A 16,783-nucleotide genomic window follows, 5' to 3' on the forward strand; every position below is an offset into this window, starting at 1 on the left:
ATGACAACCACGACTCCCCCGTCCGGCCCCCCGTCGGGCGGCGAGCCCCGAGGAGTGGCTTCGGTGCTCGCGACGTCCCCGGTGACCGACACCGACGTCATCCCGTCCGAGCCTGAACCGGCGGGTCGTCGCCACCGCCGCGGGCGCAGCCGGTGGTGGCTCTACGTGGTGCTCGCTCTGGGTCTCATCGCGATGGTCATGCCGTTCGTGTGGATGATCCTCGGATCCTTCAAGACGGATGCCGAGATCAGGCAGTACCCGACCGAGTTCCTGCCGCGGGATCCGACCACAGAGAACTACGAGACGCTGTTCGGCCGGCTGGACTTCACCACGTTCTTCCTCAACAGCATCGTGGTGGCCGTCTTCGTCACGCTCGGCAACATCGTGTTCTGCTCGATGATCGGATACGCCCTGGCCAAGCTCGAGTTCCGCGGCAAGAAGCTGCTGTTCACCCTGGTGCTCGCCACCCTCATGGTGCCCGGGGTGGTCACATTCGTGCCGCTGTTCGTGCTGACGGCGAATCTCGGGCTCGTCAACTCCTATCCGGGCCTCATCCTGCCGTTCCTCATCTCCCCGCTCGGCGTGTTCCTGATGCGCCAGTTCATGCTGGGGCTGCCCGACGAGCTGATCGAAGCCGCCCGCATCGACGGCGCCGGCGAATGGCGGATCTTCCTGCGCGTCATCATGCCGCTGTGCGGGCCCGCGGTCGCGACGCTGACGATCCTCACGTTCCTCGCCAGCTGGAACAACTTCCTGTGGCCGCTGGTCGTGGCCACCACCGAGGACATGTACACACTGCCGGTCGCCCTCGCGCTCTACTCGGTGGGCCAGAACGCCGCCCGGTACGGGCTCATGATGGCGGGCGCCGTCGTGGTCGTCGTGCCGGTGCTCGTCGTGTTCGTGCTGCTGCAGCGCTACTTCGTGCAGGGCATCGCGCTCACCGGCATCAAATGACACCGACGGATGCCGCCGCCCGACCGGTGCCGGCCGCATCCGTCATCCCGATGAAAGGACCATCGCCACGATGAACTTCCCCGAAGGGTTCCTGTGGGGTGCCTCCACCGCCGCGCACCAGATCGAAGGCGGGAACGTCAACTCCGACTGGTGGCAGCGGGAGTGGGGCCACCTGCCCGGCCCGCCCGTCGAGACGCCGTCCGGTGACGCCGCCGACAGCTACCACCGTTACCCCGAAGACATGGCGCTGCTCGCGCGGGCGGGGCTGGACGCCTACCGCTTCAGCATCGAGTGGGCCCGCATCGAACCGGAGCAGGGCTGGATCTCGCGGGCCGCGGTCGACCACTACCGCCGCATGATCGGCACCGCGCGGGACCTGCGCCTGACGCCGATGCTGACGCTGCACCACTTCACCAATCCGGTGTGGTTCGCCCGCCAGGGCGGCTGGATGGAGGATGCCGCGGTGGACGCGTTCCTCCGCTACGTCGAAGCGGTGCTGCCGCTCTTGGACGGCGTCGAGCTGGTCTGCACGATCAACGAGCCGAACATGGTGTCGGTGCTCGCCGATCCGGAGGTGGGATTCCCGGCGGTGGGGCTGCCGCCGGGAGTGCCGCACGTCACCGACCGGCTCATCGCTGCCCACCGCGGAGCGGTGGAGCTGGTGCGCTCGGCAGGTGCACGGGCAGGCTGGTCGGTCGCGACACAGGCGTATCAGCCGGAGCCGGGCGCCGAGGCCGTGGCGGCGGAGTATGGGGCCTCCCGCGAGGACGTCTTCCTCGACGCCGCCGAGGGCGACGACTGGGTCGGTGTGCAGGCCTATACCCGCACCCGGATCGGGCCGGACGGACCTCTCCCGATCCCCGAGAGCGCTGAGCGGACGCTGACCGGCTGGGAGTACTACCCGCCCGCCGTCGGCGAGGGCATCCGCAACGCCTGGCGGCGCGCCGCGGTGCCCGTCTACGTGACGGAGAACGGCATCGCGACGGACGACGATGCGCGCCGCATCGACTACATGACCGGCGCGCTGCAGGCGGTGCATGCGTGCCTCGAGGACGGCATCGACGTGCGCGGATACCTGCACTGGAGCGCTCTGGACAACTACGAGTGGGGCAGCTACCGCCCGCGATTCGGCCTCATCGCCTGGGATCGCGAGACGTTCGAGCGGCATCCGAAGCCGAGTCTGGAGTGGCTGGGCCGCATCGCCCAGGTCAACGCGCTGCCTGCCTCCTGACGGGCACGCGCGCGCGTAACTCAGGCGGGACGCGGCCTTTCGGGCTATGGCGGTGCCCGATCGCGGGATTCTGCCTGAGTTGTGCGCCCGCAAGCGCGGCAGACCGCTGCGGCACGACCACGGCACGGTGCCGTCGCACCGCCGGCCTGGTGGGCCCGCGGTTGCGCGGACGACGCAGGCTTCCGAAGAATGTGGTCATGGGCGGCCTCTCCGGGATCCGGCCGACAAGGGAGCGACTCACTCTGTCGGCTGGCACCGAGTTGGCGTATCTGCGCGCCGGAGACCCCGCCGGGTCGCCTTCACTGCTGCTGCTTCACGGCTTCCCGAACTCGTCTCGCGGCTTCAGAGACGTGATCCCCCTGCTGGCTCGCGATGCGCACGTCATCGTTCCCGATCTCCCGGGATTCGGCGAGTCCGATCCGCTCGCCACGCCCTCGTTCGCAGCGTTCGCCGATGCCATCCGAGAACTGCTCGCGCACCTGGCGATCGGCCCGCGCCTTCTCTACGTGCATGACTTCGGCGCTCCCGTGGCGTTCGACCTCGCGATGGCCGAGCCCGACCTCGTTCTCGGGCTCGTCATCCAGAACGCGAACGCACACCCGACCGGTTGGGGTCCGGGATGGGAGGCCACTCGGGCGTACTGGGCGGCTCCAGATGAGCACAACACGGCGGCCGCCATGGCCCACCTCACCTTGGAAGGGACGCGCGCCCAGTACGACTCAGGGCTCCCAGACGACGTCGCCTCTGCGTTGGATCCCGCGCAGTGGGCGGAGGACTGGCGGGTGATGTCCCGACCGGGGAACATGCGCACGCAGCGCGCGCTGATCGCCGACTACGGGCGTTACGCGCAACGGCTCGACGCGATCGGCGCCTATCTCCGGGAGTGGCAGCCTCCCGCGGTGATGGTCTGGGGCCGGCACGACGCATTCTTCGACATCGCGGAGACGCTGTCGTGGATGGAGGATCTCCCGAGGATGCAGGCCCACATCCTGGACGGCGGGCACCTGCTTCTCGAGACTCACGCGGAGCAGGCGGCCCCGCTCATCGCCGATTTCGTGCGGGGCGTCGCAATGCGCCGTTAGACGTCCGGCGCTGGAGCAGGCATGGTCCCCCGCCCCGAGATCAGTCACCCGGGGTGGGCGGCCGCAGGTAGCCCCGTACGAACTCTTCGAACAGCGGCACCATGTCGACGGACTCGTCGAGCAGCCATTGCAGCTGGATGCCGTCCATCACGGCACTGATGAGCCGGGCGGCGAGCGCCGGATCGATGTCGGCGCGCACCTCCCCCGCCTCCTGCCCGGCCCGCAGGAGCTCTTCGCCGTTGTCGGCGCTTGCGCGGTACCGAACAGAGAAGTCGGCATGGGACGGATGCTCGGGGTCGGTCGCTTCGGCGGACACGATCGCGTAGAGGGAGGTGAGACCTCGAGAGGACTGGTTGTAGGCGACGACCTTCTCGGCCTGCTCGACCAGGGTGTGCTCGGCCGGGTCGCCCGCGGCCGCACGCACCTTCTCATCACGCTGCCGGAGCACCTCGGCGAACAGTTCCTCCTTGCCCGCGAAATGGTGCATCAGGCCCGCCGGCGTGAGGCCGACCCGTTTGGCGATCTCGCGCAGGGAACCGCTGTGGAAGCCGGTGCGCGAGAACACCGCGAGCGCCTCATCCACGATCGCCTGACGACGCGCCTGCCCCTTGGCATAGCTGCCGCGGGGTCCTCGCCCCGCGACGGGCTCCGCGTGCTCCGTTTCGTTCACGGTCCCTCCCGCTCGTCTTCACCGGCGCCGGGCCGAGCTGTGCCGCCCTCAGTCCTTCCAGGACGACTCGAAGACCTGCTGGCGCATCGCAGGACGCAGCAGCTGCTCCATCTGGCGATCCACGAAGTAGTCCTTCAGCGTATCTCCGGTGAGGGCGTTGCCGATCGCCGCCATGATCATCGACTGATCGAGCGACAGGTAGCGCTCGGCGATCGTTCCGCTGCGCACGGCCACCGCGTCGTAGAACCCGCCCGGGCCATACGCGCCCAACTCGGACTCGATGCGGCTGAGGTTGCCGATCGCTCCCTCGCGGTCGTACGGCAGCGCGAGGAATGCGGCGTGCGGCGTCACGACACCGTCGCCATATTCGGGATCTGGATTCGTCCCCGTGCTGCAGCCAGGGTGGTCGACGTCGATGTCGGTGTGCTCGGCATCCGAGAAGTAGCCGTCCGCCCGCATGCCGGCGATGTCGACGCCGTACTCCGAGTACCCGCCGAACGGATTGCTCGCCGGGGAGAAGCCCCAGTAGCCGTAGCCGGCATCGTCGAGGCCGTGATGCTCCTGCACCGCGACGGTGATCGGGTGGTTGAGGCGCCAGGACCGGGGACCCCACTGCGTCTCGGGCACCAGCAGATCGGGCATGAGGGCCTCGAACATGCTGCCGCCCCAGGCGGGGACGAACGACATGCCCCCGTAGGAGTAGACGCCCTCCCACACCTCGAAGCCGTCGTAGGACCGGTACCGACCGGTGGGCAGCTGCTCCTGCCAGTCCCAGTCACAGCCCGGCGGCATCGTTCGATGCGTGCCGTACAGCGCGGCGGGCGGGATCTGCCCGTTGGCGATGCCGAGGTAGGTCGCGATACGGCTCTCGCTCACCGTGGTGTCGTAGTGGTGGCACGTGTAGTACGCCGTGGCGCCCGACCCGTTGTACATCGGCGCTGCCACGCTGCAATCCGGCGGCGGCGTCTCCCAGAACCCGCCGCGGTTGGTGCCGGCAGGCAGCCCCTGCGCGCCCTCGGGATTGAAGAAGGCCGAGAAGTCCATGCTGTCGTACAGCGCGTCGGCTTGGTCGGCCAGCGCCGGATCGGCCTCGCGCACGATCCGGAGGGCGGCGGCGAGCCAGCCGTTGTCGACGGTGCTGAGGAACGGGTAGACCGGATCGCCCGAGTCGGGCCACGTCGTGAGCGTTGCGCCCGTGGCAGGGTCATACCAGTTGTAGAACATGCCGCTGGCGTCGTTGCGCTCGAGCGTGCCGAGCGTCGAGATCGTCGTGCTCAGGCGCTCATGAGCCTCAGCGGCCGTGATGATGCCGAGGTCGCGTGCCGTGACGGTGGACCAGAGGTATCCGCCGATGTTGGTGGGAGAGGTGTACGCACCCGGAGAGCTCAGATCCCCGCTGATGTTGTCGGAGGGAAGCCCTGTCGACTCGTCGGTCATCGCGTCCAGCGAGACCCACGTGTCGTGCGCCCACCGCTGGAGCAGTTCGTCGCCGGGCCTCCCGCCGGCGGTCGCCGTCGCGGGCGCCGACAGCGCCACCGTCGTCACGATCAGCCCCGCCAGTGCGAGGCTGCTCACCCATCGCTTCATCGCGCTCTCCTCGTCGAAAGCGGCTCCGTCGGACGGAACCGTCGGTCCTGAAAACCTTACACGCGAAAGGTATTAGACGAAGAGGTGGCGCGCGAATCTCACGGTGTTCTCACGAACCCCTGCTGCGGCATCCTCATCCCCGAAACGGGTGCGTCCGGCGGCGGAAGGGGCCTCCCGCGGTCACCTCGCCAGCGGTGCGGCGAGGTCGCTGCGGTCGTGACGCTTGACGACGCCTGCCTCCTCCAGTGCGGTGATCCGTTCGGACTCGTAGCCGAGCAGGTCGCGCAGGACCACCTCCGTGTGCTCGCCGAGGCCGGGCGCGGGCGTGGAGAGGTCCGTCGTGCTGCGCGAGAACACGACGGGCAGCCCGGAGCCGTACAGGCCCTCGAAGTGCCCGAATCGCGGATGGACGAGTGGCACCACCTCACCGCGCGCGACCACCTGCGGATCCCGCACGGCCTCTGCCGTCGTGCGGACGGCCGCCGCAGGGGCGCCGTTCGCCTCGAGCGTGGCGAGCGCCTCCGCCTGCGTGGTCTCCGCGGCCCACCCCGCGATGAGGGCGTGCAGGCGATCGGCGTTCGCGACCCGCGCGTCTCGGGTTCCGAAATCCTCCGACCCGAGCAGGTCGGGGCGACCGATCGCCGTCAGCACGCCGGCGGCGAACTGGTCGGTCGGGGCGCAGATGGCGAACCATCCATCCTTCGTGCGGAAGGTGCCGAAGGGCGCCAGACGCGGCACGTAGGCGCCGGTCCGCAGCGGGAAGCCGACCGACTCGAGGGCGTCGAACGGCTCGCACGCCACGAGCGATGTCAGCGCGCCGAGCATCGACACGTCGACGTGCTGCCCGAGGCCCGTCCGCTCCGCCTCCAGCACGGCCGCGAGCGTGCCGATCACTGCGAACAGCGGGGCGACGAGGTCGCCGACGGGCAGCCCGAAGCGCACAGGAGGGTCGTCCGGCTCCCCCGCCGTCAGCATCACTCCGCTGAGCGCCTGGATGATGGTGTCCATCGCCTTGCGGTCGCCGTGGTCGCCCGTCGCTCCGAAGCCGCTGATCGAGGTGTAGACGAGGCGCGGGTTGACCTCGCGCAGCGCCGTGAAGTCGATTCCCAGCCGCCCGGTCACGCCGGAACTGTAGTTCTCGACGAGCACATCGGCGTTGCGCGCGAGATCACGCAGCACCTCGCGACCCTCGGGACGCTTCAGGTCGAGCACGATGCTCTCCTTGCCCCGGCCGCGGAGCATCATCGAGACCGACATGTCGTCGGGAGAGCGTCGCCGCACGCTCAGGCCGTCGGCCCCGACGTACGGCGAGTTGTTCCGCGACGAGTCCCCGCCTCGCTGCGGGTTCTCGACCTTGATGACGCGCGCACCCAGGCCTGCCAGCAGCAGCGTCGCGTACGGACCGGCCAACGCCGAGGTCAGGTCGATCACTGTCTTGCCTTCGAGCGGTCGGCTCATGTTCACCCCGTTGCGGTCTGAGGAACGGGTAGCTGCGGCGTTGCCATCAGCCCCCGCTGATCGTGACAATAGTATCAAGTAACTTGATTAAGGAGATCAATGAGCATCCGCATCACCGCCGTCGGCGACATCGTCATGCAGTACGGCGACCCCGAGCGCTACTTCGCGCCGAGCGCGCCGATCACCCGCGCGAGCGATGTCGCCATCGGCCACATCGAGGTGCCACACACCACCGAGACCGCGATCAGCGCGCTGACGGTGCCGTCGCCGCCCGCCGAACCCTCCTACCTGCAGGTCATGGCGGCGGCGGGCTACGACATCGGCACGATCGCGGGAAACCACTCGTTCGACCTCGGCACGCGCGGGGTCCTCGACACCATCGCGGCGGCCCGGGGCGCGGGGATGGAGACGACGGGCACCGGTGCGAATCTCGCAGCCGCGATGGTGCCCGCGATCCTCGAGCGCGGCGGCGTGCGCGTCGGGGTGCTGAGCTTCAACTGTGTGGGGCCGCGCGAGTCATGGGCGACGAGCAAGAAGGCCGGTTGCGCCTTCGTGAAGGTCATCACGCACTATGACCTCGACGACCTGAATCCCGGCAACCCGCCGCAGATCTACACGTTCTGCGACCGCCGTTCGCTCGAGCAGATGACGCAGGCGATCGAGGCGCTCCGCCGCGACGTGGACGTCGTGGTGGTCGCGCTGCACAAGGGCTACGGACACACGCCGGCGCGCATCGACGACTACGAGTTCGAAGTGTCTCGCGCCGCGGTGGACGCGGGGGCGGATGCCGTGATCGGCCACCATTCGCACATCATGCGCGGGATCGAGCTGTACCGTGGCAAGCCGATCTTCCACGGTCTGGGCAACTTCGTCTGTGTGACCGACGCGCTCACCCCCGATCCGGACAGTGACTCCGAAGAGCTGAAGGCATGGGCGCAGCGCCGGGTCGAGATGTACGGGTTCTCGCCCGATCCCGCCATGCCGGGGTACCCGTTCCACCCCGAGAGCCGCAACACCGCCATCGCGGTGCTCGACGTCGACGCCGACGGCATCCGCGCAGGCTTCATCCCGTGCTGGATCGACGACGACGCCTGCCCCGTGCCGCTGGCGGAAGGCGAGCGCGATTCGGTAGCCGCCTACATCGAGGACATCTCGCGCCGAGCCGGTCTCGAGACGACCTTCTCGTGGGACGGCGACGTGGTGCGGATCTCCTGACGCGACCAGAGCGAAACGGCAGGCTCCGCTCGGAGCCTGCCGTTTCGTCTGTCTGTGCTCAGCCCGCCGGCTGCCAGTTGTACTCCGGCTGCGGACCCACGGGCAGCATCACCGGGTTCTGCGCCGACGCCTGGACGTTGGTCACCTTCGGTCCCACGTAGTTGACGAAGTACTGGGTCAACACCGGGATCGTGACGGCCAGCTCCTCCCAGCGCTCGCCCATCCGCTCGTAGATCGCCTGTCGCTCCGAGCCGTCCAGACCGAGGCTCTCGGCGTACAGGGCCTCCATCTCCTCGTCGACGAACCCGAACGGGTTGCCCATCGAGCCGACGCCTCGCAGGTCACCGTACGCGTTGCCCAACGTGCCGTTGGTCGCCCACAGGGATGCCTCGAACTTCTTGGACTCCGCCTTCTCGATGAAGGACGGGATGCTGGTGGAATCCACTTCGAGCTTGACCTCGATGCCGATCGCCTCGAGCGCACTCGCGACGGCCTGGGCGATCTGCGACTGCTGATCCTGAAGGCTGCTGTCGAGGATCGTCATCGTGAAGCCGTCCTGGTATCCGGCATCCGCCATGAGCTCACGCGCCTCGTCGAGGTCGTACTCCCAGCCGATGTCGGGGTTGTAGCCCTCTTCGCCCTCCACCACGATCTGATCGCTCGGGGCCATGTACTCCCCGCCCAGGGCGTTCACGATGGATTCGCGGTCGATCGCCAGGCCGATGGCCCGGCGCACCCGCTCGTCGGCGAGCGCGGGGTTGATCTCACCGCCGACGTCGTGCAGTCGCAGGCCCCAGTTGTAGAACGGCGCCGCGACGATCTCCAGACCGGCCGCCTCCGCCGACGCCGCCAGCAGCGACGACCCGAGACCGAAGTCGATCTGACCCGTCGATGCAGCGTTCAGCACGGCGTTCGGGTCCGCGATGATCTCCACCTTCACCCGATCCCACATCTGGGCGTCCGGATTCCAGTAGTTCGGGTTCCGCTCATACACGTACTCGGAGTCGGGAACGGATGCCTCGGGCGAGTAGACGTACTGTCCCGCTCCGTCCATCGTCTGCAGCAGTGACGCGGGATCGGCGACACCGTCGGGCCCGATCACGTTCCCGAACATGTAGGTCTGCGTGAGCGACATCGGTGCGTCCGCGAACGGGGCGCCGTAGACGATCCGCACGGTGTCGTCATCGACGGCCTCGATCGTCTCGACCGGGCCGACGGCCGACATGTTCGGGCCGCTCTTGGTGAGGAAGTACTCCATCGAGGCGACGACGGCCTCCGGCGTCAGCGGCTCTCCGCTGGCGAACTCGACGCCCTCGCGCAGCGTGAATTCAAACACGGTGTGCTCGTCGTCGGTGAATTCCCACTCGGTCGCGAGCCCGGGCTGCAGACTCCCGTCGGGCGCCTGGTAGACGAGCGAGTCATATGCGAGAACGGTGAAGATGGAGCCGCTCGCGGTGCCCTGCAGCGCCGGGTCGAGGCTGATCGGCGCGCCGCGGAACTGCACGACGAGCTCCTCGCCGCGCCCACCCGCGGTCGTGCCGCCGGCATCCGCTTCGTCCGCGGCGGGTGCGCAGGCCGCGAGAGAGGTGATGAGCGCCGCTGCGGCGGCGATCGCGCCGAAGCGACGCATCGCCCTGCGCCGGGAGAGGTTCGGTGGTGTTGTCATATCGTCCCCACTTTCTGGTTGTCGTGCGAATGGCGCGGCCGCGGGTCGGCGGTGCCGTTGATCTCCTCCAGGAACAGGCGCACCTCGCGAGCGAGGCGCTCCGGGATCTCCTGCGCCATGAAGTGCCCTTCGCTCTCGAAGAGCACCGCCTTCGAGTCCCGAACGTTCATGACGCCCCGCAGCGCCGATTCGGGCGACACGATGCCGTCGCGCATTCCGGCGAGCATGAGCGTCGGAACGCGCACGGTGCGCAGGATCTCCGCCAGTGCGTCGTTCGTCTTGGCCTCGGGGAAGGGCATCCCCTGATTGATGCGCGACTCGTCCTCGTCGCGCGTCATCGTGGTGGCGACCGCCGCGTCGATGAGCTGGTCGCGCTCGCGCCGACGGTCCGTCTCGTCGTCGTGCAGCCAGCCGCCCAGCTTCTCGAGCTGCGCGCGCACGGCTCCGGTGTCGCCCGCGAGGCGCGCACGGATGACCTCTCGGCGGCCCTCCGACGAGTCGGTCACCCCGAAGCGGTCGTGCGGGGTGCCCACGACGGAGACGAACGCCTTCAGCCGCGCGGGGTGGCGTACCGCGATGTACCAGCCGACTCCGGCGGAGTGGGATGCACCGGTGTAGACGAAGCGGTCGATGCCCTTCGCATCCGCGAAGGCCACCACGTCGTCCGCCCAGCGGGTCAGCCACCCTTCTGCGGGCGGCTCCTGGGGGTGCGTCGACCGGCCGAAGCCGCGGGCGACGATGGTGTACACCTTGTACCGCGTGGGCGACTCGGCCAGGATCTCGGGATACCCGGTGCCCGAGAACCCCATCGCGCACGACAGGATCGTCTCGGGTGCGTCGTCGGGTCCGTATTCCTCGTACCAGAGCTCGGCGTCATCGATCTTCTGCAGGGGCATGCTCCTCCTCGGTGAGTGGGTCGGGATCAGCGGATCGCGCTGACGATGGCGTCGGTGCGCGCGTCGAGCCCGTCCTTCTCGCGCGCGGCATTGCGTCGGGCCTGCAGCTCCGGATCGGGCACCGGAGCAGCGGCGAGGAGGCGGCGCGTGTAATCGCGCTGCGGATCCTCGTAGATGCGCCCCGCGTCGCCGTACTCGACGATGCGTCCTTTGCGGAGCACCGCGATGCGGTCCGACAGGTAGTGCACGATCGACAGGTCGTGCGAGATGAAGAGGTAGCTCGCGCCCGTCTCCTGTTGCAGTTCCGCCATGAGGTTGATCACCTCGGCCTGGATCGAGAGATCGAGCGCGCTCACCGGCTCGTCGCACACCACCAGACGCGGCGACAGGATCAGCGCGCGGGCGATCGCGATGCGCTGCTTCTGGCCTCCGGAGAACTGCGCGGGGAACCTCCGGGCGGCATCCTCGCCCAGTCCGACCCGTCGCAGCATGGAGAAGACGCGCTCGCGCACGACGGCCTTGCTCGCCGGCTCGTGGATCTGGACCGGCTCGGCGATGGAGTACCCGATCGGCTTCGTCGGGTCGAGGGACGTGTGCGGGTCCTGGTAGATGACCTGCAGTTCGCGGGCCAGGGCGCGCCGCTGCGCGGAGGACGCCGTGAGAAGGTCCTGCCCGTCGTAGCGGATGGTCCCGCCCGTAGGTCGCACGAGGCCGAGGACGGCCTTGCCGATCGTGGATTTGCCCGAGCCGGACTCCCCCACGAGGCCGAGCGTCTCGCGCGGAGCGATGTGCAGCGTCACATCGTCGACGGCGAGGTTGGTGCGCCGGCCACGGCGATACTCGACCGAGAGGTTCTCCACCTCGAGGATGGGCTGCGCGGACGCGTTCATCGAACGGCCTCCTCTACCTCGGCGTGGGCGGCGCGCGCGACGTCCGCCTCTGCGCGTGCGGCGCGCGCGACGTCGATGCGGATGCAGCGGGCTTCGCGAGCGTCCCCCTGCGGGAGGGACGGAATGCGACCGGCCCGGCACTGGTCGGTGGCGAAGGCGCACCTGTCGGCGAAGTGACAGCCCTCCGGCCACCGTCCGGGCGGCGGGACGACGCCGCCGATGGTGCGCAGCGGCACACCCTTGACGGAGTTGTGCGGATCGGATGCCTGCAGCGCCTGCGTGTACGGGTGCAGCGGGTCGTGGAAGATCTCACGGACCGAGGCTCGCTCCACCACCTGGCCGGCGTACATCACGACGGCCCGGTCGCAGATGTCGGCGACGACGCCCCAGTCGTGGGTCACGAACAGCACCGCCATGCCGAGCCGGTCTTGAAGCGCGCGGAGCAGATCCAGGATCTCGGCCTGCACGGTGACATCCAGTGCGGTGGTGGGCTCATCGGCCACGAGCAGCTCAGGGCGGCCCGCGAGCGCCATCGCGATGGCCACGCGCTGAGCCATCCCACCGGAGACCTGATGCGGGTACAGCGTGGCGACGTGCTCGGGGTCGGCGAGCCGCACCGCCGCGAGCAGCTCGACCGCGCGTGCGCGCGCCGCACGTCGGCTCATCTTGTGGTGGGAGCGGACGACCTCGGCCACCTGGAATCCGATCCGGAACGCCGGGTCCAGCGCCACCATCGGCTCCTGCGAGATCAGTGCCATCCGCGTGCCGCGCAGCGCGCGGTACTGCGCGCGCGAGTAGCCGGAGATGTCGGCGCCGTCGAACCAGATGCGACCCGAGACGACGCGTCCGCCCTGCGCCAGCAGCCCGAGGACCGCCATCGCGGTGACGGTCTTGCCCGAGCCCGACTCCCCCACCAGCCCGACCGTCTCTCCGCGGCGGATGTCGAAGTCGGCGCCGTCCACCACGATCGTCTCGTCCGGACCGCTTCCGAACGCGACGGTCAGCCCCCGCACCGAGAGCAGCGCGTCGGGGTCCGGCGCGGAGGTGGCGGGGGCGGGAACGGCGGGCTCCGCAGAGGCTGTCATCGCAGAGGCCCGCGTCGCGCGGGCGGACCGTGGCGCGGAGCGCATCGGCCGTTCGATGCCCTCCGCATTGGCATCGCGCACCGCGTCGCCGAGCAGGCCGAAGGCGAGCGTGGTCACCGTGATCACGCCGGCCGTGGGCACGATCATCCAGGTGTGAAGCTGCAGCATCGCCGAGGCCTCGCCCACCATGCCGCCCCACGTCGGCTCGGGCGGGGGCGGCCCGAAGCCCAGGAACGCGAGGCCGGTCTGGACGCCCAGCGCGATCGCGCTGAGCATCGCCGCCTGCACGATGATCACACCCAGGGTGCGCGGCAAGATGTGACGCACGAGCGTCTGGCCGCGCGTGAGCCCGGTCGTGTGGGCGGCGTCGATGTAGAGCTCCTCGCGGACGCCGAGCGCGGAACTGCGGATGACGCGCGCGGCGGCCGCCGAGACGAGCACGCCGTACACGACCATCGCCGCCAGCATGCTGTTGCTGAAGATGGTCAGGACGGCCAGCGTCACGATGATCCCGGGGATCGCCATGCTGATGTCGATGCAGCGCATGACGACGCGGTCGAACCATCCGCCGAGGAAGCCCGCCGCGATGCCGAGCGGGATCGCGATGACGAGGGCCACGACGAGCGCCTGCGCGACTCCCATGAGCGATTCCTGTCCGCCGTACAGCAGGCGGCTGAGGATGTCGCGTCCGAACGCGTCTGTGCCGAGCGGGTACTCGGCGGACGGTCCCAGACGCACCGCGCTCAGGTTCTGGGCGAGCGGATCGTGCGGCGCGAGCAGCGGCGCGAACACGCAGGCGAGGATGACCACCGCGAGGTAGATCGCGGCCGCCGCGCCCAGGGGCCGGCGCATGACGTCGACGAAGAGGTTGCGGCGGTTGCTTGCCACGACTCGTGGCGATCTTTGACGGGCGGCCATCACGCGGCCCTCACCTTCGGGTTGAGCACGCCGTACACGATGTCGACGACAAGGTTGATCAGAACGGTGATCAGCGTGAAGAGCACGCCGATCCCGAGAAGGACGGGCAGATCGTGGTTCAGCGTCGCCTGCGTCGCCATCGTCCCGAGCCCGGGGAGGACGAAGACGTTCTCGACGAAGATCGTGCCGGTCAGCGAAGCGATCGCGCCGATGCCGAGAACCGTGACGGCGGGGATGGACGCGTTCTTCAGCACGTGGCGCAGCACGATCGAGGTCTCACTGACACCGTTCGCCCTGAGGAACCGGACGTAGTCCCGCGCGAGAGCGTCCTTCGCCGAGTCGCGCACCTGCTTGGCGACGAGGGTGGTGCCGGTGAGGCTGAGCGCGAAGACCGGCAGGATGAGCGTCCACAGCCATCCGCCGACGCTGACGGTGATGGGGACGTACCCGGTCGCGGGGAAGATGCGGAAGGTCACGGCGAACAGCGAAACGGTCAGGATGGCGATCGCGAAGCTGGGAACGGCCAAGCCGACGAGGGAGACCGCGTCGAGGAAGCGCCCCAGCCACCCGCCGCGCAGCGCGCTCGTGAGACCCAGGGCGATCCCGACCACGCCGATGGCGAGCGTGGAGAGCACCATGAGCGAAAGGGTCACCGGAAGACGGCCGGCGAGGATCGACACGACGGGCTCGCCGCTGTAGATCGATGCGCCGAGGTCGCCGCTGACCGCGGCGAGGGCCCAGTTCAGGTACTGCTGCAGCGGCGGGAGATCCAGGCCCAGCTGCTCGCGGAGCGCCGCCACGGCCTCCGGTGACGCGTTCTCGCCCAGGATGGTGCGCGCCTGGTCGCCGGGCACGAGGGACGCGAGCAGGAACATGACCAGCGACACCACGACGACCATCGGGATCACCAGGAGAAGACGTTTGCCCAACATCCCGATCACGGGTTCAGCCTCCTTGCCAAACGGGTCCAGGACGTCAGCGCCCTGCCGTCCGACAGTATCAAGTGACTAGATACTAATCAAGCGTCCTGATACGCCCGATACGACGATTCGAAGCACCGCCGGGAGCGGGACGGATACCGCCGTCAGGAGGTCGGGCCGGCGATGGGACTGCCCAGGCCGGCGGCGGCCAGTCGCAGCAGCGCCATGAGCTCCCGGCGCTGATCGCCCGTCATGCCCTGGCACATGCGGTTCTCGAGCTCGTCCGCGTCCCGCTCGCACGCGTCGATCACCCGGCGCCCCTCGTCTGTGAGCTCGATGAGCAGCACTCGTCCGTGGTCACGCGACGGTCGACGCTGCACGAGCTCCCGATCGAGCAGGGCCTTGACGATCTGGTTGCCCGCCTGCGGGGTCACGCCGGTCCACCGGGAGACCTCGGCACTGGAGAGCCCGGGGAGACGCTTGAGCGCGAACATCGCGACGTACTCGGCCTGGCTCACCCCGTGCTCCTGAAGCAGCCGCTGCAGCTGCGAGGAGAACTGCTTGGACACGTGCCGCAATGCGTGGCGCAGCGTCGGCTCGGGGCTGACCGACGGCGAGGGGATGAGGCGGCGTGTCACAGTCCGATCAAACCACCACCGGCTCGCTGCGTGCGCGAGCGGCGCCGTCAGCGCGGGGCGTGGGCCTCGAGGAACTCGTACACGTCGGTGGTGTCCACGCCGGGGAACGCCCCGGTCGGCAGCGTCGCGAGCAGCGTCCGGGGCGTGCGCACGTTGGGCCACGAGTTCCCGCGCCAAGCGGCCTCGAGCTCGGCCGGCGCGCGGCGGCAGCACACCTCGACCGAGTGCTTGGACACGCCGCGGTTGGAGGTGTCGCGTCCCAGGAACCACTTGGTGTCGTCGAACCGCACGCCCACCGACACCGAGTGCGCCCCCTCGCTCGACAGCTCCACCCGGGCCGTGCACCAGTACGTGCCGTTGCCGGTGTCGGTGTACTGGTAGTACGGGTTGAAGTGGTCGTCGACCTCGAACACCACGCGCGAGGTCCAGCGGCGGCAGCACATCTGCCCCTCGATCGACCCCAGCCGGTCGGTCGGGAAGTTCACGTCGTCGTTCTCGTACGCCTTCGTGATGGTGCCCGACTCGTGGACCTTCAGAAAATGCACCGGGATCCCCAGGTGCACGGTGGCGAGGTTCGTGAAGCGGTGCGCGGCGGTCTCGTACGAGACGGAGTAGGCGTCGCGCAGATCCTCGATGGAGATCGCCCGCTCCTTCTTCGCCTCCTGCAGGAACGGCACCGCATGCGCCTCGGGGATCAGCAGCGCCCCGGTGAGGTAGTTGGTCTCCACGCGCTGACGAAGGAACTCCGCGTACGACGTGGGCTCGCGATGCCCGAGGATGCGACTGGACAGTGCCTGCAGCACGGCCGTCCGCGGGTCGCCCTTGGCCGCCAGACGGCTCGACAGGTACAGCCTGCCGTTCTTGATGTCGGCCACCGACCGCGTCGTCTGCGGCAGATCGGCCACGTAGTGCAGCGTGAAGCCGAGGTGCGCCGCGATGTCCGACGCCGTGCGCTGGGTCAGCGGCCCTCCGGGATGATCGACGGCTTCGAGGATGCCGCGCGCCTGCGCCTCCAGCTCTTCGAAGTAGTTGCTCTGCGTGCGCATGAGCCGGCGCAGGGCGACGTTCGCGCGCCGCGCCTCCTCCGGGGTCGCCGCCCGCTCATCGCGCAGGCGCTCGATCTCGCCCTGCAGCGCCAGCATCGCCTTGAGCGCCTCTGTCGGCACGGTCTTGCCGATGCGGAATGGCGGGATGCCGAGGGCCTGGAAGGTCTGGCCGCGCATCGCGCGCTCGAGCGCGATCTCGAGGGTGGCGCGCTCGTCGAGCGGTTCGGCCTCGAGGATCGCATCGATCGAGGACCCGAGCGCGCGGGCGATCGCCTGCAGCAGCGCGAGCTTCGGTTCGCGCCGGCCGTTCTCGATCATCGACAGCTGGCTCGGTGCCCGGTCGACGGCCGCCGCGAGCTCCTCCAGCGTCATGCCGCGGTCTGTGCGCAGCTGCCGGATGCGCCGACCGATCGTGAGGGCGTCCACCCCTTCATCGTCGGGCACGTCGACCAGCGGTTCACGGGCGGACATCGTCGTCATAGGCCGATTCTGTCACGAAAGCAGAAATATCCGGAAACTTCACACCC

Annotated in this window: 14 protein-coding genes; 4 read left to right on the forward strand and 10 right to left on the reverse strand. The window is 69.2% G+C overall.

Annotated features, from left to right (window positions below; translation table 11 throughout):
* The 3 genes from C9992_RS06335 to C9992_RS06345 all read left to right on the forward strand — a co-directional run bounded on the left by C9992_RS06335 (position 1) and on the right by C9992_RS06345 (position 3,267).
* A complete protein-coding gene (locus C9992_RS06335) occupies positions 1-954 on the forward strand; it encodes a carbohydrate ABC transporter permease (protein WP_106814764.1) in 954 nt (317 codons plus the stop codon).
* 70 nt (positions 955-1,024) lie between these two features.
* On the forward strand, positions 1,025-2,185 hold the full coding sequence (locus C9992_RS06340) for a glycoside hydrolase family 1 protein (RefSeq protein WP_106814765.1): 1,161 nt from the start codon (positions 1,025-1,027) through the stop codon (positions 2,183-2,185).
* Between the two features lie 197 nt (positions 2,186-2,382).
* Positions 2,383-3,267, forward strand: coding sequence for an alpha/beta fold hydrolase (locus tag C9992_RS06345; protein WP_106814766.1), 885 nt, complete (start codon positions 2,383-2,385; stop codon positions 3,265-3,267).
* Between the two features lie 40 nt (positions 3,268-3,307).
* Here C9992_RS06345 and C9992_RS06350 read toward each other — a convergent pair whose 3' ends face one another.
* The 3 genes from C9992_RS06350 to C9992_RS06360 all read right to left on the reverse strand — a co-directional run bounded on the left by C9992_RS06350 (position 3,308) and on the right by C9992_RS06360 (position 6,982).
* Positions 3,308-3,937, reverse strand: a complete 630-nt coding sequence (locus C9992_RS06350; RefSeq protein ID WP_106814767.1) for a TetR/AcrR family transcriptional regulator — start codon at positions 3,935-3,937, stop codon at positions 3,308-3,310.
* Between the two features lie 48 nt (positions 3,938-3,985).
* On the reverse strand, positions 3,986-5,524 hold the full coding sequence (locus C9992_RS06355) for a glucoamylase family protein (protein ID WP_106814768.1): 1,539 nt from the start codon (positions 5,522-5,524) through the stop codon (positions 3,986-3,988).
* 180 nt (positions 5,525-5,704) lie between these two features.
* Positions 5,705-6,982 carry a CaiB/BaiF CoA transferase family protein gene (locus C9992_RS06360; protein ID WP_106814769.1) on the reverse strand — a complete coding sequence of 426 codons (1,278 nt, stop codon included), beginning with the start codon at positions 6,980-6,982 and terminating at the stop codon, positions 5,705-5,707.
* Positions 6,983-7,081: 99 nt separating this feature from the next.
* Here C9992_RS06360 and C9992_RS06365 point away from each other — a divergent pair, with 99 nt between their 5' ends.
* Positions 7,082-8,197 carry a CapA family protein gene (locus C9992_RS06365; RefSeq protein WP_106814770.1) on the forward strand — a complete coding sequence of 372 codons (1,116 nt, stop codon included), beginning with the start codon at positions 7,082-7,084 and terminating at the stop codon, positions 8,195-8,197.
* Between the two features lie 58 nt (positions 8,198-8,255).
* Here C9992_RS06365 and C9992_RS06370 read toward each other — a convergent pair whose 3' ends face one another.
* The 7 genes from C9992_RS06370 to C9992_RS06400 form a co-directional block, all read right to left on the reverse strand.
* Positions 8,256-9,863: an ABC transporter substrate-binding protein gene (locus C9992_RS06370; protein ID WP_106814771.1), complete on the reverse strand. Its 1,608-nt coding sequence runs from the start codon at positions 9,861-9,863 to the stop codon at positions 8,256-8,258.
* Positions 9,860-10,759, reverse strand: a complete 900-nt coding sequence (locus tag C9992_RS06375) for an alpha/beta fold hydrolase (RefSeq protein WP_106814772.1) — start codon at positions 10,757-10,759, stop codon at positions 9,860-9,862. The genes C9992_RS06370 and C9992_RS06375 overlap by 4 nt, the downstream gene beginning before the upstream one ends.
* A 26-nt stretch (positions 10,760-10,785) precedes the next feature.
* The gene (locus tag C9992_RS06380) at positions 10,786-11,649 is read right to left on the reverse strand and encodes an ATP-binding cassette domain-containing protein (protein ID WP_106814773.1); all 864 of its coding nucleotides are present in this window, start codon (positions 11,647-11,649) and stop codon (positions 10,786-10,788) included.
* Positions 11,646-13,622: a dipeptide/oligopeptide/nickel ABC transporter permease/ATP-binding protein gene (locus C9992_RS06385; RefSeq protein WP_160150835.1), complete on the reverse strand. Its 1,977-nt coding sequence runs from the start codon at positions 13,620-13,622 to the stop codon at positions 11,646-11,648. The genes C9992_RS06380 and C9992_RS06385 overlap by 4 nt, the downstream gene beginning before the upstream one ends.
* Before the next feature lie 29 nt (positions 13,623-13,651).
* On the reverse strand, positions 13,652-14,584 hold the full coding sequence (locus tag C9992_RS06390; protein ID WP_235008152.1) for an ABC transporter permease: 933 nt from the start codon (positions 14,582-14,584) through the stop codon (positions 13,652-13,654).
* Positions 14,585-14,736: 152 nt separating this feature from the next.
* Positions 14,737-15,210: a MarR family winged helix-turn-helix transcriptional regulator gene (locus C9992_RS06395; RefSeq protein WP_106814776.1), complete on the reverse strand. Its 474-nt coding sequence runs from the start codon at positions 15,208-15,210 to the stop codon at positions 14,737-14,739.
* A gap of 47 nt (positions 15,211-15,257) precedes the next feature.
* The gene (locus C9992_RS06400) at positions 15,258-16,736 is read right to left on the reverse strand and encodes a helix-turn-helix domain-containing protein (RefSeq protein WP_407662221.1); all 1,479 of its coding nucleotides are present in this window, start codon (positions 16,734-16,736) and stop codon (positions 15,258-15,260) included.
* Positions 16,737-16,783: the final 47 nt, after the last annotated feature.

This window comes from Microbacterium timonense (assembly GCF_900292075.1).
Lineage (GTDB): Bacteria > Actinomycetota > Actinomycetes > Actinomycetales > Microbacteriaceae > Microbacterium > Microbacterium timonense.

Coding starts and splice junctions, on each gene's coding strand:
- C9992_RS06335 (WP_106814764.1), top strand. CDS start 1: ATGACAACCACGACTCCCCCGTCCGGCCCCCCGTCGGGCGGCGAGCCC.
- C9992_RS06340 (WP_106814765.1), top strand. CDS start 1,025: ATGAACTTCCCCGAAGGGTTCCTGTGGGGTGCCTCCACCGCCGCGCAC.
- C9992_RS06345 (WP_106814766.1), top strand. CDS start 2,383: ATGGGCGGCCTCTCCGGGATCCGGCCGACAAGGGAGCGACTCACTCTG.
- C9992_RS06355 (WP_106814768.1), bottom strand. CDS start 5,524: ATGAAGCGATGGGTGAGCAGCCTCGCACTGGCGGGGCTGATCGTGACG.
- C9992_RS06360 (WP_106814769.1), bottom strand. CDS start 6,982: ATGAGCCGACCGCTCGAAGGCAAGACAGTGATCGACCTGACCTCGGCG.
- C9992_RS06365 (WP_106814770.1), top strand. CDS start 7,082: ATGAGCATCCGCATCACCGCCGTCGGCGACATCGTCATGCAGTACGGC.
- C9992_RS06370 (WP_106814771.1), bottom strand. CDS start 9,863: ATGACAACACCACCGAACCTCTCCCGGCGCAGGGCGATGCGTCGCTTC.
- C9992_RS06375 (WP_106814772.1), bottom strand. CDS start 10,759: ATGCCCCTGCAGAAGATCGATGACGCCGAGCTCTGGTACGAGGAATAC.
- C9992_RS06380 (WP_106814773.1), bottom strand. CDS start 11,649: ATGAACGCGTCCGCGCAGCCCATCCTCGAGGTGGAGAACCTCTCGGTC.
- C9992_RS06390 (WP_235008152.1), bottom strand. CDS start 14,584: ATGTTGGGCAAACGTCTTCTCCTGGTGATCCCGATGGTCGTCGTGGTG.
- C9992_RS06400 (WP_407662221.1), bottom strand. CDS start 16,736: ATGACGACGATGTCCGCCCGTGAACCGCTGGTCGACGTGCCCGACGAT.